21 protein-coding genes are annotated in these 26,715 nt (G+C 71.4%); 17 read left to right on the top strand and 4 right to left on the bottom strand.

Features of this window, described 5'->3' with window-relative positions; all coding sequences use genetic code 11:
• Positions 1 to 2: 2 nt before the first annotated feature.
• A complete protein-coding gene (locus ACFWE1_RS12300; protein WP_376933715.1) occupies positions 3 to 3,407 on the top strand; it encodes a pyruvate carboxylase in 3,405 nt (1,134 codons plus the stop codon).
• Positions 3,408 to 3,480: 73 nt separating this feature from the next.
• Positions 3,481 to 3,972 carry a peptide deformylase gene (gene def / locus ACFWE1_RS12295; RefSeq protein WP_376933714.1) on the top strand — a complete coding sequence of 164 codons (492 nt, stop codon included), beginning with the start codon at positions 3,481 to 3,483 and terminating at the stop codon, positions 3,970 to 3,972.
• A 63-nt stretch (positions 3,973 to 4,035) separates the two neighbouring features.
• Here the strand turns inward: def and ACFWE1_RS12290 are convergent, their stop codons facing one another.
• The gene (locus tag ACFWE1_RS12290; RefSeq protein ID WP_376933713.1) at positions 4,036 to 5,868 is read right to left on the bottom strand and encodes an AMP-dependent synthetase/ligase; all 1,833 of its coding nucleotides are present in this window, start codon (positions 5,866 to 5,868) and stop codon (positions 4,036 to 4,038) included.
• Positions 5,869 to 6,018: 150 nt separating this feature from the next.
• Here ACFWE1_RS12290 and ACFWE1_RS12285 point away from each other — a divergent pair, with 150 nt between their 5' ends.
• The 3 genes from ACFWE1_RS12285 to ACFWE1_RS12275 all read left to right on the top strand — a co-directional run bounded on the left by ACFWE1_RS12285 (position 6,019) and on the right by ACFWE1_RS12275 (position 9,179).
• Positions 6,019 to 6,984 (top strand): ROK family glucokinase, encoded by a 966-nt coding sequence (locus ACFWE1_RS12285; RefSeq protein ID WP_376933712.1) that lies wholly within the window; start codon positions 6,019 to 6,021, stop codon positions 6,982 to 6,984.
• A gap of 55 nt (positions 6,985 to 7,039) precedes the next feature.
• Entirely contained in the window at positions 7,040 to 7,729 is a 690-nt protein-coding gene (locus ACFWE1_RS12280; RefSeq protein WP_376933711.1) for a lysophospholipid acyltransferase family protein, read from the top strand.
• Between the two features lie 121 nt (positions 7,730 to 7,850).
• Positions 7,851 to 9,179, top strand: a complete 1,329-nt coding sequence (locus ACFWE1_RS12275; RefSeq protein ID WP_376933778.1) for a class II 3-deoxy-7-phosphoheptulonate synthase — start codon at positions 7,851 to 7,853, stop codon at positions 9,177 to 9,179.
• A 126-nt stretch (positions 9,180 to 9,305) separates the two neighbouring features.
• On the opposite strand, the gene pknB is transcribed toward ACFWE1_RS12275, so the two are convergent.
• On the bottom strand, positions 9,306 to 11,210 hold the full coding sequence (pknB, locus tag ACFWE1_RS12270) for a Stk1 family PASTA domain-containing Ser/Thr kinase (RefSeq protein ID WP_376933710.1): 1,905 nt from the start codon (positions 11,208 to 11,210) through the stop codon (positions 9,306 to 9,308).
• A 90-nt stretch (positions 11,211 to 11,300) separates the two neighbouring features.
• Positions 11,301 to 12,449, bottom strand: a complete 1,149-nt coding sequence (locus ACFWE1_RS12265) for a LysM peptidoglycan-binding domain-containing protein (RefSeq protein WP_376933709.1) — start codon at positions 12,447 to 12,449, stop codon at positions 11,301 to 11,303.
• A 191-nt stretch (positions 12,450 to 12,640) separates the two neighbouring features.
• Between ACFWE1_RS12265 and ACFWE1_RS12260 the strand changes: the two genes are divergently transcribed.
• Positions 12,641 to 12,979, top strand: a complete 339-nt coding sequence (locus tag ACFWE1_RS12260; RefSeq protein WP_376933708.1) for an Rv2175c family DNA-binding protein — start codon at positions 12,641 to 12,643, stop codon at positions 12,977 to 12,979.
• 30 nt (positions 12,980 to 13,009) lie between these two features.
• Here ACFWE1_RS12260 and ACFWE1_RS12255 read toward each other — a convergent pair whose 3' ends face one another.
• Positions 13,010 to 14,122, bottom strand: coding sequence for a polyprenyl synthetase family protein (locus tag ACFWE1_RS12255; RefSeq protein ID WP_376933707.1), 1,113 nt, complete (start codon positions 14,120 to 14,122; stop codon positions 13,010 to 13,012).
• A gap of 73 nt (positions 14,123 to 14,195) precedes the next feature.
• On the opposite strand from ACFWE1_RS12255, the gene ACFWE1_RS12250 reads away from it, so the two are divergent.
• The 11 genes from ACFWE1_RS12250 to ACFWE1_RS12200 all read left to right on the top strand — a co-directional run bounded on the left by ACFWE1_RS12250 (position 14,196) and on the right by ACFWE1_RS12200 (position 26,684).
• Positions 14,196 to 14,585, top strand: coding sequence for a DUF3040 domain-containing protein (locus tag ACFWE1_RS12250; protein ID WP_243568534.1), 390 nt, complete (start codon positions 14,196 to 14,198; stop codon positions 14,583 to 14,585).
• Between the two features lie 345 nt (positions 14,586 to 14,930).
• The gene (gene mraZ / locus ACFWE1_RS12245; RefSeq protein ID WP_243568533.1) at positions 14,931 to 15,362 is read left to right on the top strand and encodes a division/cell wall cluster transcriptional repressor MraZ; all 432 of its coding nucleotides are present in this window, start codon (positions 14,931 to 14,933) and stop codon (positions 15,360 to 15,362) included.
• 104 nt (positions 15,363 to 15,466) lie between these two features.
• Positions 15,467 to 16,420 (top strand): 16S rRNA (cytosine(1402)-N(4))-methyltransferase RsmH, encoded by a 954-nt coding sequence (rsmH, locus tag ACFWE1_RS12240; RefSeq protein WP_376933706.1) that lies wholly within the window; start codon positions 15,467 to 15,469, stop codon positions 16,418 to 16,420.
• The gene (locus tag ACFWE1_RS12235; RefSeq protein WP_376933705.1) at positions 16,417 to 16,992 is read left to right on the top strand and encodes a hypothetical protein; all 576 of its coding nucleotides are present in this window, start codon (positions 16,417 to 16,419) and stop codon (positions 16,990 to 16,992) included. Before rsmH ends, ACFWE1_RS12235 begins: the two co-directional genes overlap by 4 nt.
• A gap of 22 nt (positions 16,993 to 17,014) precedes the next feature.
• Positions 17,015 to 18,784: a peptidoglycan D,D-transpeptidase FtsI family protein gene (locus ACFWE1_RS12230; RefSeq protein ID WP_376933704.1), complete on the top strand. Its 1,770-nt coding sequence runs from the start codon at positions 17,015 to 17,017 to the stop codon at positions 18,782 to 18,784.
• Positions 18,785 to 18,797: 13 nt separating this feature from the next.
• Positions 18,798 to 20,342 (top strand): Mur ligase family protein, encoded by a 1,545-nt coding sequence (locus ACFWE1_RS12225; protein WP_376933703.1) that lies wholly within the window; start codon positions 18,798 to 18,800, stop codon positions 20,340 to 20,342.
• Entirely contained in the window at positions 20,339 to 21,751 is a 1,413-nt protein-coding gene (gene murF, locus ACFWE1_RS12220) for a UDP-N-acetylmuramoyl-tripeptide--D-alanyl-D-alanine ligase (protein ID WP_376933777.1), read from the top strand. The genes ACFWE1_RS12225 and murF overlap by 4 nt, the downstream gene beginning before the upstream one ends.
• The gene (mraY, locus tag ACFWE1_RS12215) at positions 21,748 to 22,842 is read left to right on the top strand and encodes a phospho-N-acetylmuramoyl-pentapeptide-transferase (RefSeq protein ID WP_376933702.1); all 1,095 of its coding nucleotides are present in this window, start codon (positions 21,748 to 21,750) and stop codon (positions 22,840 to 22,842) included. Before murF ends, mraY begins: the two co-directional genes overlap by 4 nt.
• Positions 22,842 to 24,377: a UDP-N-acetylmuramoyl-L-alanine--D-glutamate ligase gene (gene murD, locus ACFWE1_RS12210; protein WP_376933701.1), complete on the top strand. Its 1,536-nt coding sequence runs from the start codon at positions 22,842 to 22,844 to the stop codon at positions 24,375 to 24,377. Before mraY ends, murD begins: the two co-directional genes overlap by 1 nt.
• Entirely contained in the window at positions 24,340 to 25,608 is a 1,269-nt protein-coding gene (gene ftsW / locus ACFWE1_RS12205; protein WP_376933700.1) for a putative lipid II flippase FtsW, read from the top strand. The genes murD and ftsW overlap by 38 nt, the downstream gene beginning before the upstream one ends.
• Positions 25,605 to 26,684, top strand: a complete 1,080-nt coding sequence (locus ACFWE1_RS12200) for a glycosyltransferase (RefSeq protein WP_376933699.1) — start codon at positions 25,605 to 25,607, stop codon at positions 26,682 to 26,684. The genes ftsW and ACFWE1_RS12200 overlap by 4 nt, the downstream gene beginning before the upstream one ends.
• The last annotated feature ends 31 nt before the right edge of the window (positions 26,685 to 26,715 follow it).

Raw genomic sequence — 26,715 nt, 5'->3', positions numbered from 1 at the left:
GCATGTTCACGAAGATCCTGGTTGCGAATCGTGGCGAGATCGCCATCCGCGCGTTCCGCGCGGCGAACGAAGTGGGTGCGAAGACCGTCGCGGTCTACCCCTACGAGGACCGCAATTCGCTGCATCGTCTGAAGGCCGACGAGGCGTACCAGATCGGTGAGCCGGGCCATCCGGTCCGCGCCTACCTCGACATCTCGGAGATCATCCGGGTGGCCAAGGAGTCGGGCGCCGACGCGATCTACCCGGGCTACGGCTTTCTCTCCGAGAACCCCGAGCTCGCCCAGGCCGCGGCCGAGGCCGGCATCGCGTTCATCGGCCCGCCCAAGCAGGTGCTCGAGATGGCCGGCAACAAGGTCACGGCGAAGGAGCACGCGATCGCGGCGGGCGTGCCCGTGCTGAAGTCGACTGCGCCGTCGCGCGACCTCGACTGGCTCGTCGGCGAGGCCGAGGCCATCGGCTTCCCGATCTTCGCGAAGGCCGTCGCCGGCGGCGGCGGCCGCGGCATGCGCCGGGTGAACACGCCCGAGGAGCTGCGCCCGGCGCTCGAAGAGGCGATGCGCGAGGCCGACAGCGCCTTCGGCGACCCGACGATGTTCCTCGAGCAGGCCGTCCTCCGGCCCCGTCACATCGAGGTGCAGGTGCTCGCCGATGCGAGCGGCGAGACCGTGCACCTCTTCGAGCGCGACTGCTCCGTGCAGCGGCGCCACCAGAAGGTCATCGAGATCGCCCCGGCGCCGAACCTCTCCGACGAGGTGCGGCAGTCCCTCTACCGCGACGCGATCGCCTTCGCCCGCTCCATCGGCTACGTCAACGCGGGCACGGTCGAGTTCCTCCTCGACACCGCGGGCGAGCGGGCCGGCGAGCACGTCTTCATCGAGATGAACCCCCGCATCCAGGTCGAGCACACGGTGACCGAAGAGGTCACCGACGTCGACCTCGTCGTGGCGCAGATGCGCATCGCCGCGGGGGAGACCCTCGGCGACCTCGGTCTGCACCAGGACGAGATCCGCCTGCGCGGGGCGGCCCTGCAGTGCCGCATCACGACCGAGGACCCCACTTCGGGCTTCCGCCCCGACACGGGCAAGATCACGACGTACCGCTCGCCCGGCGGCGCCGGCATCCGCCTGGACGGCGGCACGGTGAACCCCGGTGCGCAGATCAGCCCGCACTTCGACTCGATGCTCGCGAAGCTCACCTGCCGCGGTCGCGACTACCCGGCCGCCGTCGCCCGGGCCAAGCGCGCCCTCGCCGAGTTCCGCATCCGCGGCGTCTCCACGAACATCCCGTTCCTGCAGGCCGTGCTCGACGACCCGGCCTTCGTCGCTGGCGACCTCAGCACCTCCTTCATCGACGAGCGCCCGCAGTTGCTGCGCGGCCGCGTCTCCAAGGACCGCGGCACGAAGATCCTGAACTGGCTCGCCGACGTGACCGTCAACCAGCCGAACGGGCCGGCGCCGATCTCGGTGCGCCCCGTCGACAAGCTGCCGAAGCTCGACCTCTCCCAGCCCGCACCCGAGGGCTCGCGCCAGCGGCTGCTCGAGCTCGGGCCGGCGGGGTTCGCCGCGGCGCTGCGCGCGCAGACGCCGCTCGCGGTCACCGAGACGACGTTCCGCGACGCACACCAGTCGCTCCTCGCGACGCGCGTGCGTACGAAGGACCTGATTGCCGTCGCGCCGTACGTGGCCCGGCTCACGCCCGAGCTGCTCTCGGTCGAGGCCTGGGGCGGGGCCACCTACGACGTCGCCCTGCGCTTCCTCGGCGAGGACCCCTGGGAGCGGCTCGCCTCGCTCCGGGAATCGCTGCCGAACGTCGCGATCCAGATGCTCCTGCGCGGCCGCAACACGGTGGGCTACACGCCGTACCCCACCGAGGTGACCGACGCCTTCGTGCGCGAGGCCGCGTCGACGGGCGTCGATGTCTTCCGCATCTTCGACGCGCTGAACGACGTCGCCCAGATGCGCCCCGCGATCGATGCGGTGCTCGAGACCGGGCACTCGGTCGCCGAGGTCGCGCTCTGCTACACGGGCGACCTGCTCGACCCGGCCGAAGACCTCTACACGCTCGACTACTACCTGCGTCTCGCCGACGAGATCGTCGGCGCCGGGGCGCACGTGCTCGCGATCAAGGACATGGCGGGGCTGCTCCGCCCGGCCGCGGCCGCGAAGCTCGTCCGGGCGCTCCGCGAGCGCTTCGACGTGCCGGTGCACCTGCACACCCACGACACGGCGGGCGGGCAGCTCGCCACGCTGCTCGCCGCGTCCGAGGCGGGCGTCGACGCGGTCGACGTCGCGAGCGCGCCGATGGCGGGCACCACGAGCCAGCCGTCCGCCTCCTCACTCGTCGCCGCGCTCGCGCACACCGAGCGCGACACGGGCATCTCGCTCGACGCGGTCTCCGACCTCGAGCCCTACTGGGAGGCCGTGCGCCGGCTGTACCGTCCGTTCGAGTCGGGGCTGCCCGGCCCCACCGGCCGCGTGTACCACCACGAGATCCCCGGCGGTCAGCTCTCGAACCTGCGCCAGCAGGCGATCGCGCTCGGCCTCGCCGACGACTTCGAGCTGATCGAGGACATGTACGCCGCGGCGAACGAGATCCTCGGCCGCGTGCCGAAGGTGACCCCCTCGTCGAAGGTGGTCGGCGACCTCGCGCTGCACCTCGCCGCGGTGAAGGCCGACCCGGCCGACTTCGCCGCGAACCCCGAGAAGTACGACATCCCCGACTCGGTCGTCGGCTTCATGGCCGGCGAGCTCGGCGATCTGCCGGGTGGCTGGCCCGAGCCCTTCCGCTCGAAGGTGCTCGCCGGCCGTGACGTGCGCATCGGCGTGGCCGAGCTCGACGAGTCGCAGCGCGCCGCCCTCGAGGGCGACTCCGCCGGCCGCCGCGCGATGCTGAACACGCTGCTGTTCCCGGCACCGACCCGGCAGTTCGAGCAGATCCGCGAGCTCTTCGGCGACCTCTCGGTCGTGGACACGGCCGACTACCTCTACGGGCTGCGCTCCGGCGGCGAGCACGTCATCGAGATCGACAAGGGGGTCCGGCTCTACGCCGGCCTCGAGGCGATCGGCGAGGCCGACGACAAGGGCATGCGCACCGTCATGACCATCCTGAACGGCCAGCTCCGCCCGGTCTTCGTGCGCGACCGCTCCATCACGGTGGACACCCGCGCCGCGGAGAAGGCGGATGCCTCGCAGCCCGGCCACGTCGCCGCGCCGTTCTCGGGCGTGGTCACGCTCCAGGTCGAGCCGGGCACCGAGATCCAGATCGGCCAGGCCGTGGCCTCGATCGAGGCCATGAAGATGGAGGCGGCCATCACCTCTCCCGTGGCCGGCGTGGTCGACCGGGTCGCGATCCCGAAGACGCAGCAGGTCGAGGCGGGGGACCTCCTCGTCGTCGTCCGGCCCGCCTGAGTCGCGATACGCTGTCGCCGCCCACCTGAACGCTCGCAACGCCCGCCTGCCGCGGGCCTGGAATGGAGCCCCCGTGCCTGAACGTCCCATCCGCGTCTTCGGCGATCCCGTGCTGAAGGCCCGGTCCGCGCCGATCGAGACCATCGACGACGGCGTCCGGGGCCTCGTCGCGGACCTGCTCGATTCGGTGAAGCTGCCCGGGCGCGCCGGCGTCGCGGCCCCGCAGATCGGCGTCAACCTCCGCGCGTTCAGCTACAACGTCGACGGGAAGATCGGCTACGTGCTGAACCCCGAGCTCGTCGAGGTGCGCGGCGAGAAGGAACCGACCGGCGAGGGCTGCCTCTCGGTGCCCGGGCTCTGGCACGACACCCCGCGCCACCCGTATGCGCGGGTGCGCGGCATCGACCTCGACGGCCAGGAGATCGTGGTCGAGGGCACCGGGGTGCTCGCGCAGGCGTTGCAGCACGAGACCGACCACCTCGACGGCATCCTCTACCTCGACCGCCTCGAGCCGGCGGAGCGCCGGGTCGCGATGCGCGAGGTGCGCGAGTCCGACTGGTTCTGAGTCGCCGGACGAACGACGAAGGGGGCGCCGCGGATCGCGGCGCCCCCTTCGCGGTCCTCGAGCTCAGCTGATCGCGGACATGCCCTCGGTCGCCGGGGCGCCCGAGTACATCGCCTCGATCTCGCCGGCGAAGTCCTCCAGGATCACGTTGCGCTTGATGCTGAGCTTCGGCGTCAGGTGACCGCTCGCCTCGGTGAGCTCGAGCGGCAGCACCGTGAACTTGCGGATCGACTCGGCACGCGAGACGAGCTCGTTCGCGGCGTCGATCGCCCGCTGCACCTCGGCGCGGACGGCCTCGTTCGCCGCCGCCTCGTCGAGGCTCATGCCGGCGTCCTCGCCGTTGTTGTTCAGCCAGACCGGCAGCATCTCCGGGTCGAGCGTCACGAGCGCCGAGATGAACGGCTTCTTGTCGCCGACGACGACGACCTGTCCGACGAGCGGGTTGGCGCGGATCGGGTCCTCGAGCGCGGCGGGCGCGACGTTCTTGCCGCCGGCCGTGACGATGATCTCCTTCTTGCGCCCCGTGATCGTGAGGAAGCCCTCGTCGTCGAAGGAGCCGATGTCGCCCGTCTTGAACCACTCGCCGTCGAAGGCCTCCGCGGTCGCCTCGGGGTTCTTCCAGTACTCCTTGAAGACGTTGACGCCCTTGACCTGGATCTCGCCGTCGTCGGCGAGGCGCAGGGCGACGCCGGGCAGCGCGGGGCCGACGGTGCCGATCTTCGAGCGCGTGGGCAGGTTCACCGTGGCGGGAGCGGTCGTCTCGGTGAGGCCGTAGCCCTCGAGGATCGCGATGCCGAGGGCGTGGTAGAAGTGCCCGAGGCGGGCGCCGAGCGGCGCGGAGCCGGACACCGCGTACTTGACGTTGCCGCCGAGCGCCGCGCGGAGCTTCTTGAAGACGAGCGCGTCGAAGAGGCGGAAGCGGAGCTTCAGGCCGAACGGCACCGAGCCCTGCTCGAGCGCCGTCGAGTACGCGACGGCGGTCTCGGCGGCGGCGCGGAAGATCTTGCCCTTGCCGCCGGTCTCGGCCTTCTGCTCGGAGACGTTGTAGACCTTCTCGAAGACCCGGGGGACGGCGAGGAGGAACGTGGGCTTGAAGCTCGAGAGCGCGGGCAGCAGCTGCTTCGTGTCGGGCTGGTGGCCGACGCGCACACCGGCGTGCACGCAGAGCACCGCGATGAAGCGCGCGAAGACGTGGGCGAGGGTGATGAACAGCACGGTCGACGCGCCGTTCGGGTCGAGCACGACCTCGTCGAGCGCGACCGCGGAGTTGCGCGACAGCTCGACGAAGTTCGCGTGGGTGAGCACGCAGCCCTTCGGCTTGCCGGTCGAACCCGAGGTGTAGATGAGGGTGGCGATGTCGTCGGCGTTGGCGATCGTGCGGCGACGTTCGATCTCCTCGTCGGAGACGGAGCCGCCCGACGCGGCGAGCTTGTCGAGGTCGCCCAGGTCGATCTGCCAGACGTGCTGCACGGCGGGCAGCTCGGGGTGCACCTCGTCGAAGCGGCTGAAGTGGTCGGGCGTCTCGACGATGATGGCGATGGCGCCCGAGTCGCTGAGGTTCCACCGCACCTGCGCGGGGGAGCTCGTCTCGTAGACGGGCACGAGCACCGCGCCGGCGAACCACACGGCGAAGTCGATGAGCGTCCACTCGTAGCGGGTCTTGCACATCAGGCCGATCTTGTCGCCGGGCTGGATGCCGGCGGCGGCGAGCCCCTTCGCGAGGGCGATCACCTGCGCGTGGAACTCCTTCGCCGTCACCGGCGACCAGCCCCCGTCGGCGGTCGGCAGCGAGAACAACGCGGCGTCGGGGGTGGCGCGCACGCGTTCGACCAGGAGGTCGGTGGTGTTCGCATGCGGGTCGGCGGCGACAACGGCGGGCGTTGCGAATTCGGTCACGGCAGCTCCTTCGGCACCGGGGAGGCCTTCGCGCGTCGACGCACGTCTCGGGCCTCGGCGTTGGGTTGACTACACTCTAGTCGTTGCCCGCGCGCGCCCAGGCGTTCGGCGGCGGCGTGAACCTTCCCGTTCCCCCTGAAAGGCGGCCTCGTGGCGCACGCGATCGGCATCGACATCGGCGGTACGAAGATCGCGGGAGCGATCGTCGACGAGCTCGGCACCATCGTCGCGCAGGACCGCGTGCCGACGCCGGCGGGCGATGCGCGCGCGGTCGAGGACGAGGTCGTCGCGATGATCGGGCGGCTCCGCGCGGACGAGCACGCGGCAGGCGGCATCGACGCCGTCGGGGTCGCCGCCGCCGGGTTCATCGACGCGGCGCAGTCGACCGTCTACTACGCACCCAACATCGACTGGCGCAACGAGCCCTTCCGCGAGAAGCTCGAGGCCCGCGTCGGCGGCACCGTCGTCGTCGACAACGACGCGAACGCCGCGGGCTGGGCGGAGTTCCGCTTCGGCGCCGGACGGCTCGTGAGCGACATGGTGATGCTCACGATCGGCACGGGCGTCGGCGGGGCGATCGTCGCGAGCGACCGCCTCTTCCGCGGCGGCTTCGGCGCCGGCGCCGAGCTCGGCCACCTCCGGCTCGTGCCCGGCGGCATCGCCTGCGGCTGCGGCCAGCACGGATGCCTCGAGCAGTACGGCTCCGGGCGGGCACTGCTGCGCATGGCCGGCGAGATCGCCGACGCGGGCGGCATCGGCCAGGCGCTCGCCCGCACCCGCGCCGAGCACGGCAAACTCGACGGCGCGCTCGTCGGCGGACTCATCGAGGCCGGCGACCCGGGCGCGCTCACGGCGCTGCGCCAGCTCGGCCAGTGGCTCGGGCAGGCGGCGGCGAGCCTCTCGGCGGTGCTCGACCCGCAGCGCTTCGTCTTCGGCGGCGGGGTCGCGGTCGCCGGCGAGCTGCTGCTGCAGCCCATCCGCGAGGCCTACCTCGAGCACCTGCCCGCGCGGGGCTACCACCCCGAACCGGACTTCGTGATCGCCGAGCTCGTGAACGACGCCGGCGTCGTCGGCGCCGCCGACCTCGCGCGCGTGTGGGTCGAGCAGCACGCCTGATCGCTAGGCTGGACTCCGCCCGGGGCGGGCGCGAAGGACGAGACGGGGAGCTCGGGTGTTCTACTGGATCATGAAGCACATCGTGGTGGGGCCGGTGCTCCTCGCGATCTTCCGCCCCTGGGTCGTCGGCCTCGAGAAGATCCCCGCGAACGGTCCGGTCATCCTCGCCTCCAATCACCTCTCCTTCATCGACTCGATCTTCCTGCCGCTCGTCGTCGACCGGCCGGTCGTCTTCCTCGCGAAGAGCGAGTACTTCACCGGGCGGGGGCTCAAGGGCTGGGCCACGAAGCTCTTCTTCCAAGCCACCGGCCAGCTGCCGATCGACCGCAGCGGCGGCAAGGCCTCCGAGGCCTCCCTGAACACCGGGCTCCGCGTGCTCAGCGAGGGCCGCATCCTCGGCATCTACCCCGAGGGCACCCGCAGCCCCGACGCGAAGCTGTACCGCGGACGCACCGGAGTCGCCCGCATGGTGCTCGAGTCGGGCGCGCCGGTCGTGCCCGTCGCGATGATCGGCACCGCCGAGGTCATGCCGATCGGCACGCGGCTGCCGAAGGTGCGGCGCATCGGCATCGTGATCGGTGATCCGCTCGACTTCTCGCGCTTCCACGGGCTCGAGAGCGACCGCTTCGTGCTGCGCAGCGTGACCGACGAGCTCGTCTACGAGCTGCGCGAGCTCAGCGGGCAGGAATACGTGGACGTCTACGCGAGTTCGGTGAAGGAACGACGGGCCTCCGAGGCGCGGTAGGCTCGTCCTACGACGCCGCGCAGCGCGGCGTCGTTTCGTACCCGCGCGCGACCGCGCGCCCGACCCTCCAGGACATCCAGTGCAGCAGCTCGTCGAGCCCTTCGTGAACGCAGATCCCGATGTGATCGCGGGCCTCGACTATTGGCGCACCCTGCCGATCAAGCAGCAGCCGCAGTGGCCGGACGCCGCAGCCGCCGCTGCTGCCTCGGCCGAGCTCGCCACGCTGCCCCCGCTGGTCTTCGCCGGTGAGGTCGACATGCTGCGCGAGCGGCTGGCCAGCGCCTCCCGCGGCGAGGCCTTCCTTCTGCAGGGCGGCGACTGCGCCGAGACCTTCGCCGGGGCCACGGCCGATCAGATCCGCAACCGGGTGAAGACCCTGCTGCAGATGGCCGTCGTGCTCACCTACGGCGCGTCGATGCCGGTCGTGAAGATGGGCCGCATGGCGGGGCAGTTCGCGAAGCCCCGCTCGAGCGACACCGAGACGCGCGGCGACGTGACCCTGCCGGCGTACCGCGGCGACATCGTGAACGGCTACGACTTCACGCCGGAGTCGCGCGCCGCCGACCCGCGGCGGCTGCTGCAGGGCTACCACATGGCGGCATCGACGCTGAACCTCATCCGCGCCTTCACCCAGGGCGGCTTCGCCGACCTGCGGCAGGTGCACCAGTGGAACCAGGGCTTCGCGGCCAACCCCGCGAACGCCAGGTACGAGAAGCTCGCGCGCGAGATCGACCGCGCGGTGAAGTTCATGGACGCCTGCGGGGCCGACTTCGACGAGCTCAAGCGCACCGAGTTCTACACGGGCCACGAGGGTCTGCTGATGGACTACGAGCGGCCGATGACGCGCATCGACTCCCGCACGGGCACGCCCTACAACACCTCCGCGCACTTCATCTGGATCGGTGAGCGCACGCGAGAGCTCGACGGCGCGCACGTCGACTTCCTCTCGCGCGTCCGCAACCCGATCGGCGTGAAGCTCGGCCCCACGACGACGCCCGAGACGATGCTCGAGCTCGTCGAGAAGCTCGATCCCAACCGCGAGCCGGGCCGGTTGACCTTCATCACCCGCATGGGCGCCGGACGCATCCGCGAGGCCCTGCCGCCGCTGCTCGAGGCGATCAAGCAGTCCGATGCGCAGCCGCTCTGGGTGACCGACCCCATGCACGGAAACGGCATCACGACCCCCACCGGCTACAAGACCCGTCGTTTCGATGACGTGGTCGACGAGGTCAAGGGCTTCTTCGAAGCGCACCGTGCCGCCGGCACCCACCCCGGCGGCATCCACGTGGAGCTCACCGGCGACGATGTGACCGAGTGCCTCGGCGGCTCCGAGCACATCGACGAGGCGACGCTCGCGACGCGCTACGAGTCGCTCTGCGACCCGCGCCTGAACCACATGCAGTCCCTCGAGCTCGCCTTCCTGGTGGCCGAGGAGCTCGGCTCGCGCTGAGCGCGACGGCACGAGCGGCGGCGTCCTGCTTCGGCGGGGCGCCGCCGTTCCGCATGCGGCGGCGGGGATGCCGCGACCGCATGCCTCGGCTCGGAAGCCGGTCGCGGCTCAGACGTCGGTCGCGGCTCAGAAGTTGACGGAGATCTCGCTGCCGCGCTTGATGCGGTCGCCGGGGGCGACGCTCTGCTTCGCGGCGACGACGGCGCCCTCGAGGAACTCGGGCACGTTGGAGGTCACGGTGAAGTCGAGCGCCTCGAGCTGGGCTCGTGCCTCGGCGACCGTCTGACCGGTGATCACGTTCGGCACCTCGACGAGGTCGGGCCCCTTCGAGACGACCACGAGCACGCTGTCGCCGGGGCGCATCGGGTCGTTCTGCGCCTCCGCGCTGATCACGACGTCGACGTCGACGTCGTCGCTGAACTGCGGGTCGCCCTGCACGAGCTCGAGGTTCACCTCGGAGAGCGTGGCCTCGGCCTCGCCGATGGACATGCCGGTGACGTCGGGGACCGCGCCGAGCGAGACGACGAGCGTGATCGCCCCGCGCTCCGGGTACTCGGCGGGCAGCGCGTTGCCCTCGCCGTCGAGCAGCGCGATCACGGCGCCGGCGTCGATCTCGCTGCTGAACTGCTGCACCACGTCGTCCGCGACGGCGAACTCGCCGAGCGCGGCTCGCGCGTCGGCCTGCGGTTGACCGATCACGTCGGGCACCTCGAGGATGCGCGGGCCGAGGGAGACGAGCATCGTGACCACGGAGCCCCGTCGCGCCTGCGCGCCGGGGCCGGGGTCGGTGCCGGAGACGAGTCCAGCGGCGATCTCGGGGTCGTACCGTTCGCCCTGTTCGACCTCGAAGCCCGCGTCTTCGAGCAGCGCCTGCGCGGCAGCGGGCTCGAGACCGGCGGCCTTCGGCACCGCGGCGAGCGAGCCGGGACCCGCGCCGAAGTACCAGCCGGTCCCGCCGGCGAGACCGGCGAGGAGCAGCACGAGGGCGAACAGCCAGTACCCCTTGCGCTTGCGCCGGGCGGCGCGCGCGGTGAGCGCGGCGGACTCCTCGCCCTGCTGCTCGGGGTCGGCGACAGCGGTGGGGACCGGAGCCGAGGGCGGCTGCAGGACCCGCGTCTCCGCGGTGGCCGTCGCGTCGGCCAGCACCATGGTGGGCTGGTAGAGCTCGGGGACGGGGCCGGCGACGCCCCGGACGGCGCCTTCGACCTCGCGCAGCCGATCGAGCATCGCCCGGGCGTCGGCGGGACGCTGCTCGGGGTCGCGAGCGGTCGCCCAGAGCACGAGCTCGTCGAGCTCAGGGGGGACGCCCGAGAACTTGGAGCTCGGCGTCGGCACCTGGTCGTTGGCGTGCTGGTACGCGATCTGCATCGGGGCTTCGCCGACGTACGGCTGCTCACCCGTCAGCATCTCGTACATCATGATGCCGACGGCGTAGATGTCGCTGCGGGCGTCGGCGACGCCGCGCGTGACGAGCTCGGGGGAGAGGTAGGCGATCGTGCCGAGCAGCGCCTGCCCGGTCGCCGTGTTCGCGCTCGCTGCGCGGGCGAGCCCGAAGTCGCCGAGCTTGATGCGCCCGTCGTCGGCGAGAAGCACGTTCTCGGGCTTGAGATCGCGGTGCACGATGCCGGCCTTGTGCGCGGCGGCGAGGCCGGCGAGCACGGCGTCCATGATGTCGACGGTCTGCTCGGGCGTGAGCCGCTGATAGTCCTTCAACAGGTCGCGCAGCGTGATGCCGGGAAGGTACTCCATGACCAGGTAGGCCATGTCGGCGTCCTGGCCCTGGTCGAAGACGTTGACCACGTTCGGGTGCGCCAGCCGCGCCGCGGACCGGGCCTCCTGCACGAAGCGGGTCTTGAAGGTGTTGTCGTCGGCGAGGTGGCCGTGCATGATCTTGATCGCCACGCGGCGCTCGAGCCGCAGATCGGTGGCGAGGTAGACGGTCGCCATGCCGCCGCGGGCGATCCGCGAGCGCACCTGGTACCGGCCGTCGATGAGACGGCCGAGCATCGGGTCGACGGGCGCAGTGGTCACCGTAGAAGTTTACGAAGCGGCGTATGCCGTTTCCGGTTCGAACCGCCGTGGCGACGCGGATCGAAACCCCTTCGTGACCCGAACGAGGGGTCAGCCCAGCTCGCTCAGCCAGGCCGTCGCCTGCGCCTCCCATTTGGCGTAGTAGCTCGGGTACGCGCTCAGCTGCACGGCCTGCGCGGCCTCCGTCACGCTCAGGGATTCCCAGCCGGGAATGTCGAGGAGGCCGCGGGTGACGCCGGGGTTCGGATTCGCGGCGCCGCCGTAGAACGCGCTCGTCGCGCGGACCGGGTCGAGCACCTGCTCCGGCGTGCCCCAGCCCTGGCTCGGCCGCTGCTGGAAGAGTCCGAGCGAGTCGCGGTCGCCGTGCCGCACGTTGCGCAGGCCCGACTCCTGCGCCGCCGCGGCCAGCGCGATCACGATGCCGCGGTCGGGCACCCCGAGCGCTCGGCCGATGTCGACGATGAGCTGGGCGTTCTGCCGCATCTCGTCGGTGAGGACGGTGCTCACGGAGGCGACGAGCGCGACGGCCGCGGGGCGCGGGACCGTCAGTACTTGCCCGGGCTGCAGCACCGGGTCGGCGCCGAGTCGGTTCGCGGCGAGGAAGGCGTCGAGGTCGACGTCGAGGCGCTCGGCGAGGTCCCACGCGGTGTCGCCCTCGGCGACGGTGACCTGCGTCGGCGGTTCCGCCGCCGGGCTCGGCTCGGCCGGCGCCGACGGGGCGGAGGCCGTGCCGGCGAGGGGCAGGACCACCTGCTGTCCGGGGAAGATCAGGCTCTCGCGCCCGAGCCCGTTCGCGCTCAGCAGTTGGGCGAGGTCGACGCCGTAGCGCTCGGCGATGCCGCTCATGGTGTCGCCGGCGACGACGGTGTGCCTGGCGATCTCCGGGGCGGGCTCGCTCGCCCGCGGTGCGCCGCCCGGCAGCACGAGGCGCTGCCCCGGGAAGATCAGGCTTGACCAGCCGAGGCCGTTCGCGGCCAGCAGCTCGGCGGTCGATAGGCCGTAGCGCTCCGCGATGCCCGAGACCGTATCGCCGTCGGCGACGGTGACCTCGGCGGGCACGGCGCCCGCGACGGTTCGGGCGCCGCCCGTTCCGGTGGCGGTCGCCTTGCCCTTCGCGAGCCGTTTGGGCGGCTGGGGCGCAGCGTCGGCGGGCTGCGCGAAGCCGAGCGCCACGGCGATGGAGCTCATCACGGCGATGGGCAGGGCGATCGCGCGTGAGCGGAGGCTCGGCCGCGACACCGAGGCTCCCTGATCTGGCCCCCGCTCGAATTCCGGTTCGGGCCGTGTCGTCATGTGGTTCCCCTCGTCGGCATGGATCACCGGCTGTTCGTCACGGTCGCACAGGGGAGAGGGCGAGTCAAACCCCTCGCCCGCGTGGCGCGGGACCGGACTCCGACACGAGCGGCCCGCGACGTGGCAGGCTGTTCTTCGTGAGCGAATCAACTGCGTCCGAGTGGCTGACCGTCCCCGAGCTCGTCGAACTGCTCGACGTCTCGCCCGGTCGGGTGCGGCGACTGATCGACGAGCGCCACCTGCTCGCCCGCCGCGTCGACGGGGTGCTGAAGGTGCCCGCGGACTTCCTCCGCGACGGCGTACCGATGCCGGAGCTGCACGGCACCGTCATGGTGCTGCACGATGCCGGCTTCAGCGACGCCGAAGCCCTCGACTGGCTGCTCGGCGAAGAGGACAGCCTCGGGACGACGCCGATCGCGGCACTGCGCGCCGGCCGCAAGGCGGAGGTGCGCCGCGTCGCGCAGGCGCTCGCCTGACGAGGCATCCGCTCCTGATGCGGCGAGCGCTCAGCTGACCCGCTTCGCGACGGAGCGGGCGAGCGCACCGAGCTCGGCCCGGGCGTGCTCGCTGATGGGCGCTTCGGCGAGGGCCGCCGTCGCGGACTGCAGCTGGCGGGTGATGAGCGCCTCGATCTCGTCGACCGCGCCGCAGTCGCTGAGCGTCTGCTGCAGCATGCGCACCTGGGTCTCGTCGAGCTCGGGGTCGCCCAGCAGCTCGTCGAGCAGCCGGCGGGTGCTCGGCGCGAGCCGTTCCCGCGCGATCGCGATGAGCATCGTGCGCTTGCCCTCGCGGAGGTCGTCGCCGGCGGGCTTGCCCGTGAGCTCGGGGTCGCCGTACACGCCGAGCAGGTCGTCGCGCAGCTGGTAGGCGATGCCGAGCGGAAGCCCGTAGGCGCGGAGCGCGGCCGCCTGCTCCTTTGTGGCGCCGCCGATCGCTGCACCGATGGCGAGCGGGGCTTCGACGCTGTACTTCGCGGCCTTGTAGACGATCACCCGCTCGGCACGGAGCTGCTGCTCCTCGTCGGGCTGGGCGATCCAGGCGTGCTCCTCGAGGACGTCGAGGTACTGCCCCGCCGTCACCTCGGTGCGCATGCGCATGAACTCGACCCTGGCCGCGCGGGCGTCCGCCCGCTGCTCGAGCAGTTCGAGGCCCTCGTCGAGCAGCTCGTCGCTCCAGCCGAGCAGCAGATCGCCGAGCAGGATGGCCGCGGAACGGCCGAACTGCTCGCCGTCGCCGACCCAGCCGGACTCGCCGTGCAGCCGCTCGAAGAGCCGGTGCGCGCTCGGTGCGGAGCGCCTGGTGTCCGAATTGTCGATCAGGTCGTCGTGCACGAGCGCCGCGGCGTGGAAGAGCTCGAGCGAGGCGGCCGCCGAGATGACGGGGGAGCGGTCGCGGGAATCGGGGCCGTCGAAGGGGTCGAAGGAGCCGCCGGTGACGGCCTCCCATCCCCAGTAGCAGAACAGCGCCCGGAAGCGCTTGCCCCCGCTGAGAAAGCGCTTCGAGAATGCGCCGAGTGGGGCGAGGTCGCCCGAAACGGCATCGAGAATGGAGGTACGGTCGGCGAGGAAATCCTCGATCCGATCGTGAACCAGGTCGACCAGTCGGGAACCGTGTGCCACCCGCCTAGCCTAGCGAGGCGCAGCGGCGTTAGAATCGACGTAGGATGCGTTGATCCCGAAAGAGGGGAATGAGATGCCGCTTTCAGAGCAGGAGCAGCGCCTTCTCGAAGAGATGGAGCGCAATCTCTACCGCAACGACGCCGATTTCGTGCAGGCGGTCGGCGGTCGACGAGGTGGGGTGGACTACCGACGGTTGACGATCGGTGTGCTCATCGCCTTGGTCGGCATCGGCGCGCTCATCGCCGGCGTCGCACTCCAGATCCCCGTCGTCGGCATCCTCGGCTTCGCCGCGATGTTCGCCGGCGTCTTGTTCTCGATGACCCGCTCCCGTCGAGGGGCGGGCCAGCCGTCGCCGGTCGATCCGGTCGACGCCGCGCGCCGGCCCGGGCAGTCCCGCCCGAAGGCGGGCTTCATGGACCGGCTCAACGACCGTTGGGACCGCCGTCAGGACGGGCAGGGCTGAGCGGTTCGACGCCGCCTCCACCGCACTCCTCCACTTCGCACCACTCGCGGGCCGATCGACACGATCGGCCCGCTTTTTCGTGCCCGGATGCCCGTCCGGGCACGCCCTGACGCGCTGAATCGGCGGTCCAGCCGGGCGTGAGCACGCCGTCCGGCGCTTCGGCGCGCCCGAAAGCCCCCACATCGTGCGTTCTTTCCTCCACTTCCCACCACGCCGAAGATCGTTGATTTTCCGGGCTTCTCTTCGAACACGGGATGGTCATCGGGGCCGAATTCATTGAATCGGGGATGAGAGTGGAGTAAAGTGGGGCCACCTGGATCCTGGCCGGAGGAAAGGGGGTGGGGGATGTTTCTCGGTACGTACGAGCCGAAGCTCGACGAGAAGGGGCGCATCATCCTGCCCGCGAAGTTCCGCGAGGAGCTCTCCAACGGCCTCGTCCTCACCCGGGGCCAGGAGCGGTGCCTCTACGTCTTCAGCGCTCGCGAGTTCGAGCAGATGAGCGAGAAGATCCGCCAGGCCCCCGTCACGAGCAAGCAGGCCCGTGACTACATGCGCGTGTTCCTGTCGGGCGCTTCGGCCGAGACGCCCGACAAGCAGCACCGCGTGACCATCCCCGCCACGCTCCGCGGCTACGCAGGGCTCGACCGCGACCTCGCCGTGATCGGCGCGGGCAGCCGGGTCGAGATCTGGGACGCCGAGGCATGGCAGGAGTACCTCGCCGAGCAGGAAGCGGCGTTCGCCGAGACCGCGGAGGAGGTGATCCCGGGGCTCTTCTGAGCTCCTCGGGCGCTGACTCCCAGCCGTTGCGCCTGGTGCACTTCCCCGCATCAGGGTCACGGATGGGGATCAGGACCCGGGGCTCTCGGGACCGGAGAAGGAACATGGACCTCGATCGCATCCACACCCCAGTCATGCTCGACCGCACGGTCGAGCTGCTCGCCCCCGCCCTCGAGGCGCCCGGCGCCGTACTCGTCGACGCCACGCTCGGCATGGGCGGGCACAGCCGCGCCTTCCTCGAGCGCTTCCCCGAGCTCACCGTCATCGGACTCGACCGCGACCTCGAGGCGCTCGCGATCGCCCGCGAGCGGCTCGCCGCGTTCGGCGACCGCGCGCGCTTCGTGCACACCGTCTACGACGGCATCACCGAGGCGATCCGCGGTGAGGGCTTCGACGAGGTGCAGGGCATCCTGTTCGACCTCGGCGTCTCCTCGCTGCAGCTCGACCGGGCCGAGCGCGGCTTCGCCTACGCGAAGGACGCCCCGCTCGACATGCGCATGGACCCGTCCCGCGGGCGCACGGCGGCCGACGTGCTCGCCGAGGCGGACGAGGACGAGCTGCGCCGCATCTTCCTCGACTACGGCGAGGAGAAGCTCGCGGCCCGCTACGCCCGAGCCATCGTCCGCGCGCGGGCCGAGCACCCCATCACCCGATCGGGCGAGCTCGTGCAGATCCTGCACGACGCGACTCCGGTGGCGATCCAGCGCCAGGGTCACCCGGCCAAGCGGGTCTTCCAGGCGCTGCGTATCGAGGTGAACGAGGAGCTCTCCGTGCTCGCCGCCGCCATCCCGGCCGCGCTCGACGCGGTCGCCGTCGGCGGCCGCATCGTGGTGCTCTCCTACCAGTCCCTCGAGGACCGGCTCGTGAAGCGGGAACTGCAGGCGGCGTCGAGCTCGACCGCGCCGGCCGGCCTCCCGATGGAGCTGCCCGAGCACAAGCCGCAGTTCCGGCTGCTCGTGCGCGGAGCCGAGCTCGCGAGCGAGGCGGAGCAGGCCGAGAACCCCCGTGCCAAGCCGGTGCGCCTCCGCGCCGCAGAACGAGTGAGGAGGGCCAGATGAGCGCTGTGGCCGCCCAGACCCTGCCCGCACCGCTTCGCGGCGCGCCCGCCGAGGCGCCGGCCCGGCGGCTCCGGCTGGTTCCCGACGCGGTCCGGCGGCGCAAGCCGCGGATCGCCTACGCCATCATCGCGCTCGGCGCGATCATCCTCGTGGCGGCCGCGCAACTCGTGATCTCCGTCGCGATGACGCAGGGCGCCTACGAGCTCGACTCGCTGCGGGTGCAGCAGACCAAGCTCGAGCGCGATCGTCAGATCGTCGCCGAAGAGCTCGACGCGCTGCAGTCGCCGCAAAACCTCGCCCGCAACGCCGAGGAGCTCGGCATGGTGCCGAACACGACGCCCGTCTACCTGCGCCTGTCGGACGGCGCCGTGCTCGGCCAGCCGCAGGCGGCCGGGTCCGATGCGGCGGACTCCGGGCCGCTCGTCCCGAATTCGCTGATCACCGACGTGCCGCTCGTGAACCAGCCGGCGACGAGTCAGAATGCCACCGGAGGAACGGGTGCGGGGGCGCCCGCCGGCAGCGACACCCAGCTCGTCCCGCCGGGGGCACTGCCCACTCCGGACACGCACTGATCCACCAGGGGGCACTCCAGGCATGAAGCAGACGAGCCGGTATCCGATGCGGCGCGTGATCGTGGCCGGGGCGCTGCTCATCGCCTTCGTCGCGGTGTTCGTCGTGAAGCTCGTCGAGATCCAGGTGGTCCGCGCCGACGAGTACAACGCCGAGGCCGAGCAGGTGCGCAGCGACTCTCGCACCGTGTACGGCGCCCGCGGCGACATCGTCGACCGCAACGGCACCGTGCTCGCCGACTCGGTCATGCGGTACGACATCACGCTCTCGCCGAAACAGGCGAAGGCGCGCGAGGCAGAGGACCCCGGCCAGCTCGCGAAGAACGCGGCCGATCTCGGCGCGGCCCTCGGCATCCCGGCCGCCCAGATCACCGCCGTGATCGAGCAGAGCCTCGCCGAGGACGCCGACTCGGACTTCGCCTATCTCGCGAAGCAGGTCGACGTGGCCGCCTACGATCGCGTCAGCGCGCTGAAGGTGCCCTGGGTGTACTCGCAGGAGCATCCCGGGCGGACGTATCCGAACGGCGCCGTGGCCGGCAACCTGCTCGGCTGGGTCAACGACGACGGCGAGCCGGCCGGCGGCCTCGAGGCGGCGCAGGACCAGTGCCTGGCCGGCGTCGACGGCACCGTCACCTCGCTGCACTCGCTGAAGGACTGGGTCGACATCCCCGGCACGGAGCGCACCGTGAAGGAGGCGCAGCCGGGCGGCACCGTGCAGCTCACGATCGACGCGGACCTGCAGTGGGAGGTGCAGCGCATCCTCGCCGCGCGGGTGGCCGAGGTCGGCGCCGAGTGGGGCATGGTCACCGTCATGAATGCGAAGACCGGCGAACTGCTGGCCGTCGCCGACGTGCCCACCGTCGACCCCAACGACCCGGCCTCGACGGAGGTGGAGGACCGCGGCTCGCGCTCCTTCTCCGCCCCGTTCGAGCCCGGGTCCACATTCAAGGCGCTCACGGCGGCCTCGGTCATCGACGCCGGGCAGGCCGACCCCACGAGCGGGGTCGTCGCCCCGTACCGGATCACCCCGGGCAATGCCGACATCAACGACTCCGACTACCACGACGACGAGCGGCTCACCCTCACCGGCGTGCTCATCGACTCCTCGAACACCGGCATGTCGCAGTTCGGCGAGCGGGTGAGCGACGAGCAGCGCTACCAGGACATGCTCGACTTCGGGCTCGGCGCCAAGAGCGAGGTCGGATTCCCGGCGGAGGAACCGGGCGACCTGAACGGCGGGCCGGACTACTGGGCCACCGACGACCAGACGAAGTACGCGACGATGTTCGGCCAGGGCCTCACGACGACGGCGATCCAGGTGGCGAGCTCGTACCAGACGCTCGCGAACCACGGCGTGCGGATGCCGGTGCAGCTCGTGCAGGGCTGCACGGACGCGGACGGCACGGTCACCGGCAAGCCCGACCAGACGCCCCGCGAGGTCGTCTCGGCCAAGGCGGCCGACGAGACGACCGCCATGCTCGAGCGGGTGTACCTCGAGGGCTGGCTGGCGGACCAGTGGAACATCCCGGGCTACCGGGTCGCGGCGAAGACGGGAACCGCGCAGGTCGCGGACGGTCAGGGCGGGTACCGCAGCGAGTACCTCGTCTCGGTCTCGGGCTATGCGCCGGCCGACGATCCGCAGTACGTCGTTTCGGTGAGCATCTTCGATGCGGTTAAGATGAACTCGTCCGCCGCATCCGCTCCCGTCTTCCGAGACGTGATGAGCCAGGTGCTGAAGAAGTATCGGACGGTTCCATCCGGCGCCCCGGCGCCCGAACTGCCAGCAAGCTGGTGAGAAAGTTGGATTCGTGACCGGCACGCCTCCCACGGCACTCCGGCCGCAGCACCCGAATCCCAGATCGCTCCGCGAGCTCGCGGAGGAGTTCGATCTGGTGGTGCGCGGCGATCTCGACGGACTCGAGGCGACCGGCGTGGCCCTCTCCAGCCGCGCGGTGCAGCCGGGCGACCTCTACGTCGGCGTGCCCGGGCGCCACGCGCACGGTGCGGACTACGCCGCGGATGCGGCCGCTCACGGAGCGGTCGCGCTCCTCACGGACGCGGACGGTGCCGGGCGCGCCGCGGCTGCGGGCCTGCCCGTGCTCGTGGTCGACGACGCGCGGGCGGCGCTGGGCGAGATCGCCGCCTGGATCCACGGCACGGCCGACAACCCGGCGACGCTCTTCGGCGTGACGGGCACCAACGGCAAGACGAGCGTCGTGTACCTGCTCGACGGCATCCTCCGTCAGCTCGGCGTCGTCTCCGGTCTCACGTCCACGGCCGAGCGCCGCATCGGCGACGAAGCGGTCGTCAGCGCGCTCACCACCCCCGAGGCGAGCGAGCTGCACGCGCTGCTCGCCCGCGCCGCGGAGCTCGGCGCCAGCGCCTTCGGCATCGAGGTCTCCGCGCAGGCGCTCAGCCGCCACCGCGTCGACGGCCTCGTGTTCGATGTCGTCGGCTTCACGAACCTGAGCCACGACCACCTCGACGACTACGCCTCGATGGACGAGTACTTCGCGGCGAAGCTGGCGCTCTTCCAGCCCGATCGCGCCCGCCGCGGCGTCGTCACCGTCGATTCCGAGTGGGGCCGCCGGCTCGCACGCGAGTCCGGCATCCCGGTCACGACGCTGACGACGAGCCCCGAGGTCGAGGCGGAGTGGCGGATGACCGTCGGCGAGGAACTGGCGGCGAGCACCTCGTTCGTGCTCGAGGGGCCGGCGGGCCGGCTCGAGACCTCCGTGCCGATCGTCGGCTGGTACATGGCGGCGAACGCCGCGCTCGCGATCGTGATGCTCGTCGAGGCGGGCTACGCCTTCGACGAGATCGCCGCGGCGCTCGACCGCGACGGCGGCATCAGCGCGTACATCCCCGGTCGCGCCGAGCGCATCTCGGGCGAACAGGGGCCGCTCGTCTACGTCGACTACGGCCACAGCCCCGACGCCTTCCTGCAGACGCTCGGCGCCATCCGCCGATTTACCCCCGGCCGTCTCGTGATGGTGTTCGGCGCCGACGGCGACCGCGACACGACGAAACGCGCCGAGATGGGCGCGATCGCCGCCCGCGGCGCCGATGCGCTCGTGATCACCGATTTCCACCCCCGCTGGGAGGACCCGGCGGCCATCCGCGCCGCGCTCATCGCCGGCGCCCTCGCGGCCGTGCCCGACCGCGAGATCCACGAAGTCGCCGACCCGCGAGCCGCGTTCCGCACGGCGCTCGGACTCGTCGGCGAGGGCGACGCCATCCTCTACGCCGGACCCGGGCACGAGGACTACCACGAAGTGAAGGGCGAGAAGATCCCGTACTCCGCCAGAGACGATGCCCGAGCGGCCCTCCGCGAAGCGGGGTGGCCCGCGTGATCGCGTTGAGCCTTGCCGAGATCGCCGCGGCGGTCGGCGGAGAACTCCGCCTGCCAGCACGCGGATCCTCTGCCGAAGACCGGGTCGACGGCGCGGTCACCACCGACTCGCGCGAGGTCGTCGCGGGCGGCGTGTTCGTGGCCAAGCGCGGCGAGTTCGACGACGGGCACCGCTTCGTGCCCGCGGCCGTCGACGCGGGCGCTGCACTGCTCGTCGTCGAGGAGCCGCAGCCGGTCGAGGTGCCGCAGATCGTCGTCGACGACTCGGTCGAGGCGCTCGGCCGGCTGGCCACCGAGGTCGTCGCGCGCGTGCGTGCGCTCGGGCGCCTCCGCATCGTCGGCGTGACGGGCTCGAACGGCAAGACGACGACGAAGAACCTGCTGCGCACCGTGCTCGAGCGCGTCGGAGAGACGGTCGCCGCCCGCAAGTCCTTCAACAACGAGGTCGGTGCGCCGATCACGATGCTCGAACTCACCGAGTCGACCGAGTTCCTGGTCGCCGAGATGGGCGCTTCCGGGGTCGGCGAGATCGCCCGGCTCATCCGGATGGCCCGCCCCGACATCGGCATCGTCCTGAAGGTCGGCCTCGCCCACGCCGGCGAGTTCGGCGGCATCGAGCAGACCGTCCGAGCGAAGAGCGAGATGGTCACCGAGCTGCTCGACACGGATGTCGCGGTGCTGAATGCCGACGACCCCCGCGTCGCCCCGATGGCCGAGCTCACCCGCGCCCGCGTGGTCCGCTTCGGGCTCGGCGACGACGCCGACGTCCGAGCGAGCGACATCCGCGTGCACGCCCGGGGCACCGATTTCACCGTCACGGTGCCGGGCGGCGAGTCCGCGACGGTCGCCTTCGGGGTGCTCGGCGAGCACCACATCATGAACGCCCTCGCCGCGATCGCCGCCGCGCGAGAGCTCGGGGTGCCGCTCGACGGCATCGTCTCCGCGCTGGAATCCGTCACGCTGGCCGAGCACGGCCGCATGGAGGTGCTCGGCGGCCGCGACGACATCACGGTCATCAACGACGCGTACAACGCGAGCCCGGACTCGATGTCCGCCGCGCTCAAGACGCTCGCCCAGGTCAAGCGCGACGGCGCCCGCACCTTCGCCGTGCTCGGCGAGATGAGCGAGCTGGGGGAGTTCTCCGGCGACGAGCACGACCGGATCGGCCTGCTCGCGGTGCGGCTCGGCATCTCCCAGCTCGTGGTCGTCGGCCAGGGGGCGAGGCGGCTGCACATCTCGGCCATCAACGAAGGCTCGTGGGACGGCGAGTCCGCCTTCGTGGAGACGCAGGACGAGGCCTTCGAACTCGTCACCGCGCAGGCGCGCCCCGGGGACACGATCCTCGTGAAGTCTTCGAACGCTGCGGGGCTGCGACACCTCGGCGACCGATTGGGAGAATGGTTCTCGTGAGAGCACTACTGACTGCCGGGGCGTTGTCGCTCGCGTTCACGCTCTTTCTGACGCCGGTGTTCATCCGGTTGTTCGTGCGTTTGGGGTGGGGGCAGTTCATCCGTGACGATGGGCCGCAGTCGCATCATGTGAAGCGGGGCACGCCCACGATGGGTGGGATCATCTTCATCCTGGGCACCCTGTTCGGGTATTTCGGGGCGACGCTGCTGAGCGGTGAGGGTGCGACGGCGTCGGCGTTGCTGGTGCTGTTCATGATGGTCGGGCTCGGGGTGGTCGGGTTCATCGACGATTTCTTGAAGACGCGGAAGAAGCAGAGCCTGGGCCTGGGGGGGTGGGCGAAGGTCGCCGGGCAGGTCGTGGTGGCGGGCACGTTCGCGTTGTTGGCGTTGCAGTTCCCGAATGCGCAGGGCACGACGCCGGCGGATACGAAGATCTCGTTCATCCGGGATCTGCCGTTGGACTTCATGGTGTTCGGCACGATCGCGGGGACGATCCTGTACGTGGTCTGGATCTGTCTGATCTCGACGGCCGCGTCGAACGGGGTGAACGTGACCGACGGGCTCGACGGGCTCGCCGGTGGGGCGTCGATCCTCGCGATCGGGTCGTTCGTCGTGATCGGGTTCTGGCAGTTCAACCAGGCCTGCTCGAACCCGAACCTCAATCAGGCCGACGCGTACCGCTGCTACGAGGTGCGTGACCCGCTCGATCTCGCGATCGTCGCGACGGCGATCGTGGGCGGCCTCATCGGCTTCCTGTGGTGGAACACGAACCCGGCGAAGATCTACATGGGCGACACCGGTTCGCTGGCGCTCGGCGGTGCGCTCGCGGCGTTGGCGATCGTGAGTCGTACGGAGCTGCTGCTGGTGCTGATCGGTGGGTTGTTCGTGATCGAGACGGGGTCGGTGATCGTGCAGCGGGCGTACTTCAAGCTCACGCACGGCAAGCGGATCTTCCTGATGAGTCCGATCCATCACCACTTCGAGTTGAAGGGGTGGGCCGAGGTCACCATCGTGGTGCGGTTCTGGATCATCGGCGGGCTCCTCGTCGCCGCCGGCGTCGGCAGCTTCTACCTCGAATGGCTGCAGAGCTGATGGCGCCCCCTACCGCCGAACGACTCGCCGGGCTGACCAGCTGGCACGCCGACTGGAGCGGCCTGCGGGTCGCGGTCCTCGGGCTCGGCGTCACCGGCTTCGCCGTCGCCGACACCCTCACCGAGCTCGGCGCCGAGGTGCTCGTGCTCGCCCCGGCGCGCGACGACGACCGCGCACGCATCCTCGAGGTGATTGGCGCCCGCCTCGTGACCGATCCGCTCGAGACGGTGCCCGCCGAGCTCGGCGAGTTCGCGCCCGAACTCCTCGTCGCCTCGCCCGGGTTCCACCCCGACCATCCCGTGCTCGAGTGGGCGGCGGCCGAGGGCGTCCCGGTCTGGGGCGACATCGAGCTGGCCTGGCGCGTCCGTGACAAGGTCGAGGCCGCCGAGTGGATCCTCGTGACCGGCACGAACGGCAAGACGACCACCACGCAGCTGACGGCGACCTTCCTCGCCGCCAACGGCCTGCGCGCGGCACCGTGCGGCAACATCGGCGTGCCCGTGCTCGACGCCGTGCGCGACCCGCAGGGCTTCGACGTGCTCGTGGTCGAGCTGTCGAGCTATCAGCTGCACCACGTGCCCACCGACGGGCCCGGCGCACTGCACCCCCTCGCGAGCGTCTGTCTGAACCTCGCCGACGATCACCTCGACTGGCACGGCTCCTTCGCCGGCTACCGGGACGCGAAGGCCAAGGTCTACGCGAACACCAGGATCGCCTGCGTCTACAACCGCGCCGACGAGGCGACCCGGCTCATGGTCGAGGAGGCGGAGGTCGAGGAGGGCGCACGCGCCATCGGCTTCGGGCTCGACGTGCCCGGGCCGAGCGACTTCGGCGTCGTCGAGGGGATCCTCTGCGACCGCGCGTTCCTCGACGACCGCCGCAGCACGGCGCTCGAGATCATCACGGTCGCCGAACTCGAGCCCCGCGGCCTCGACGCCCCGCACATCGTGCAGAACATCCTTGCCGCCGCGGCACTCGCCCGCGCAGCCGGCGTCCCGGTCGGCATCATCCACGACGCGCTGGGGGAGTTCCGGCTCGACGCGCACCGCATCGAGACCGTGGCGATCGCCGGCGGCGTGCGCTGGATCGACGACTCCAAGGCGACGAACCCGCACGCGGCCCAGGCCTCGCTGAAAGCCTTCGGCCGGGTGGTGTGGATCGTGGGCGGCCTGCTGAAGGGCGTCGACGCGGACTCGCTCGTCGCGGCGCACGTCGGCCGGCTCCGCGCCGCGATCGTGATCGGCAAGGCCCGCGACGAGCTGGTCTCGGCGTTCCGCCGACACGCGCCCGAACTGCCGCTCTTCGAGGTCGTCGCGCCGGACACTGAGAACGTGATGCCCGAGGCGGTCGCGTTGGCGGCCTCGGTGGCCGAGCAGGGCGACACCGTGCTGCTCGCGCCGGCGGCGGCGTCGATGGACCAGTTCACCGACTACGCGGACCGCGGTCGCAGGTTCCACGAAGCGGTCAGAGCGATGCTGGGAGGTGAGGCGGATGCCGATGGCACCCCAGCCGACCCCCGAGCCGACGAGGACTGAGCCGGGCAGCACCGAGGCCCCGGCCGAGCCGCGCGGGATGGCGGCCGCCCGGATCCGCTTCGGGCGGGTGCTCCGGGTCGAGTCCGGCGACTTCTACCTCCTGCTCGGCACCACGCTCTTCCTCGTCGTCTTCGGCCTCGTCATGGTGCTCTCCTCCTCGGTGGTCGAGTCGCGCATCGAGGACGGCGGCGCCTTCGTGCAGATCGGCCGGCAGGCCGCGTTCGCGGCCGTCGGCGTGCCCGTCATGCTGCTCGCGAGCCGCATGCCGCAGCGCGTGTGGATGCTGCTCGCCTGGCCGGCCATGGCCGTCTCGTGCCTCATGCAGCTGCTCGTCGTGGCCACGCCCCTCGGCGTCGAGGTCGGCGGCAACACGAACTGGATCTCGATCGCCGGGTTCCAGTTCCAGCCCTCGGAGATGATCAAGGTCTCGATGGTCATGTGGCTCGGCCTCATCGTGACCAAGAAGCAGGCGCAGCTCGGCGACTTCGTGCACGGCGTGCTGCCCATCCTGCTCGTCGGCGGCGGCTCCATCGGGCTCGTGCTCCTCGGCGGCGACCTCGGCACGGTCATGATCATGGGCGCCATGCTGATCGGGGCGCTGTTCCTCGTCGGCATCCGGATCCGCCTGCTCATCGGCCCGGTGCTCGTGGCCGCCCTGCTGTTCGTGATCGTCGCCTTCTCGAGCGAGAACCGCATGAAGCGCATCATGAGCTTCGTGCAGGAGAGCTGCACGAAGGTCGACGTCGACGCGTGCTGGCAGATCCAGCACGGCACCTTCGCCCTCGCGAACGGCGGCGTCTTCGGCGTCGGCCTCGGCAACTCGGCGGCGAAGTGGTCGTGGCTGCCCGCCGCGGCGAACGACTTCATCTTCGCGATCATCGGCGAGGAGCTCGGCCTGATCGGCGCGATCGTCGTGATCGCCATGTTCGTGCTGCTCGCGATCGCCTTCGCCCGGGTGCTGCGGGGGGCGCGCACGCCGTTCGGCAAGGCGGCGACTGCCTCGGTCATGGTGTGGGTCATCGTGCAGGCGTGTGTCAATATCGGTGTCGTGCTCCGCGTCTTCCCGGTCCTCGGCGTCCCCCTCCCACTCGTCTCCGCTGGAGGCACCGCGCTCCTCACGACGCTCTTCGCGATCGGCATCGTGCTCTCGGTCGCGCGGAACCCCGACGGCGGCGGCAGCGGCCGCTGGCTGCGCTCCGGCGCCCCGGCGACGGCGGGTGCCGCGCGATGACCGTCTACCTCCTCGCCGGCGGAGGCACCGCCGGGCACGTGAACCCCCTGCTCGCCGTCGCCGACCGGCTTCGCGAACGCGAGCCGGACTCGGTCGTGCTCGTGCTCGGCACCGCGGAGGGCCTCGAAGCCCGCCTCGTCCCGCAGCGCGGCTACCGCCTGCTCACGATCCCGAAGGTGCCGTTCCCGCGGCGCCCGAACGGGGCGGCGCTGCGCTTCCCGCGCGCGTTCGGCCGCTCGATCGGCATCGTTCGGGACCTCATCGCGGAGCACGGCGTCGACGTCGTCGTCGGCTTCGGGGGCTACGTCTCGACGCCCGCCTACCTCGCGGCGCGGCGCGCGGGCGTGCCGGTCGTCATCCACGAGGCGAACGCCCGCCCCGGCCTCGCCAACCGCCTCGGCGCACGCTGGGCGGCCGGCGTCGGCGTGGCCTTCGCCGGCACGCCGCTGCGCGGCGCGCAGGTGGTCGGCATGCCGCTCCGCCGCGAGATCGAGCGGCTCGACCGTTCGGCTGCGCGAGCCGAGGCCGCCGCGTACTTCGAGCTGGATGCCGCGGCGCCGGTGCTGCTCGCCACGGGGGGCTCGCTCGGCGCGCGCCGGATCAACGGCACGATGGTCGACTCCGCCCGGCGGATCGTCGACGCGGGCTGGCAGGTGCTGCACATCGCGGGCGGCACCGCCGAGGCCAGCGACCCCGGCGTCGAGGGCTACCGCTTCGTCTCCTACGCGGACCGGATGGACCTCGCGCTCGCGCTCGCGGACTTCGCGGTGTCGCGCGCGGGGGCGGCGACCGTCAGCGAGCTCTCGGCGCTCGGCATCCCGGCCGTGTACGTGCCGTACCCCGTGGGCAACGGCGAGCAGCGCTTCAACGCGGCCGGCGTGGTTTCGGCTGGCGGCGGCATCCTCGTCGACGACGCGCAGTTCACGCCCGAGTGGTTCGCCGCCGAGGTGCTGCCGCTCCTCGCCGATCGCGAGCGCATCGGGGAGATGGGGCGGCTCGCGCTGGGCACGGGCTTCCGCGACGGCACCGAGCGCTTCGTCTCGCTCATCGACGCGGCGCTCGAGCCGCACGCCTGAGCCGTGCCGCGCCGGAAGGCGCGTAACGTGG

This window comes from Agromyces sp. NPDC060279, assembly GCF_042726785.1.
In the GTDB taxonomy this organism is placed as follows: Bacteria; Actinomycetota; Actinomycetes; order Actinomycetales; family Microbacteriaceae; genus Agromyces.
The sequence above is the reverse complement of the archived record's forward strand: the minus strand, read 5'-3'. Positions and strand labels throughout refer to the sequence as shown.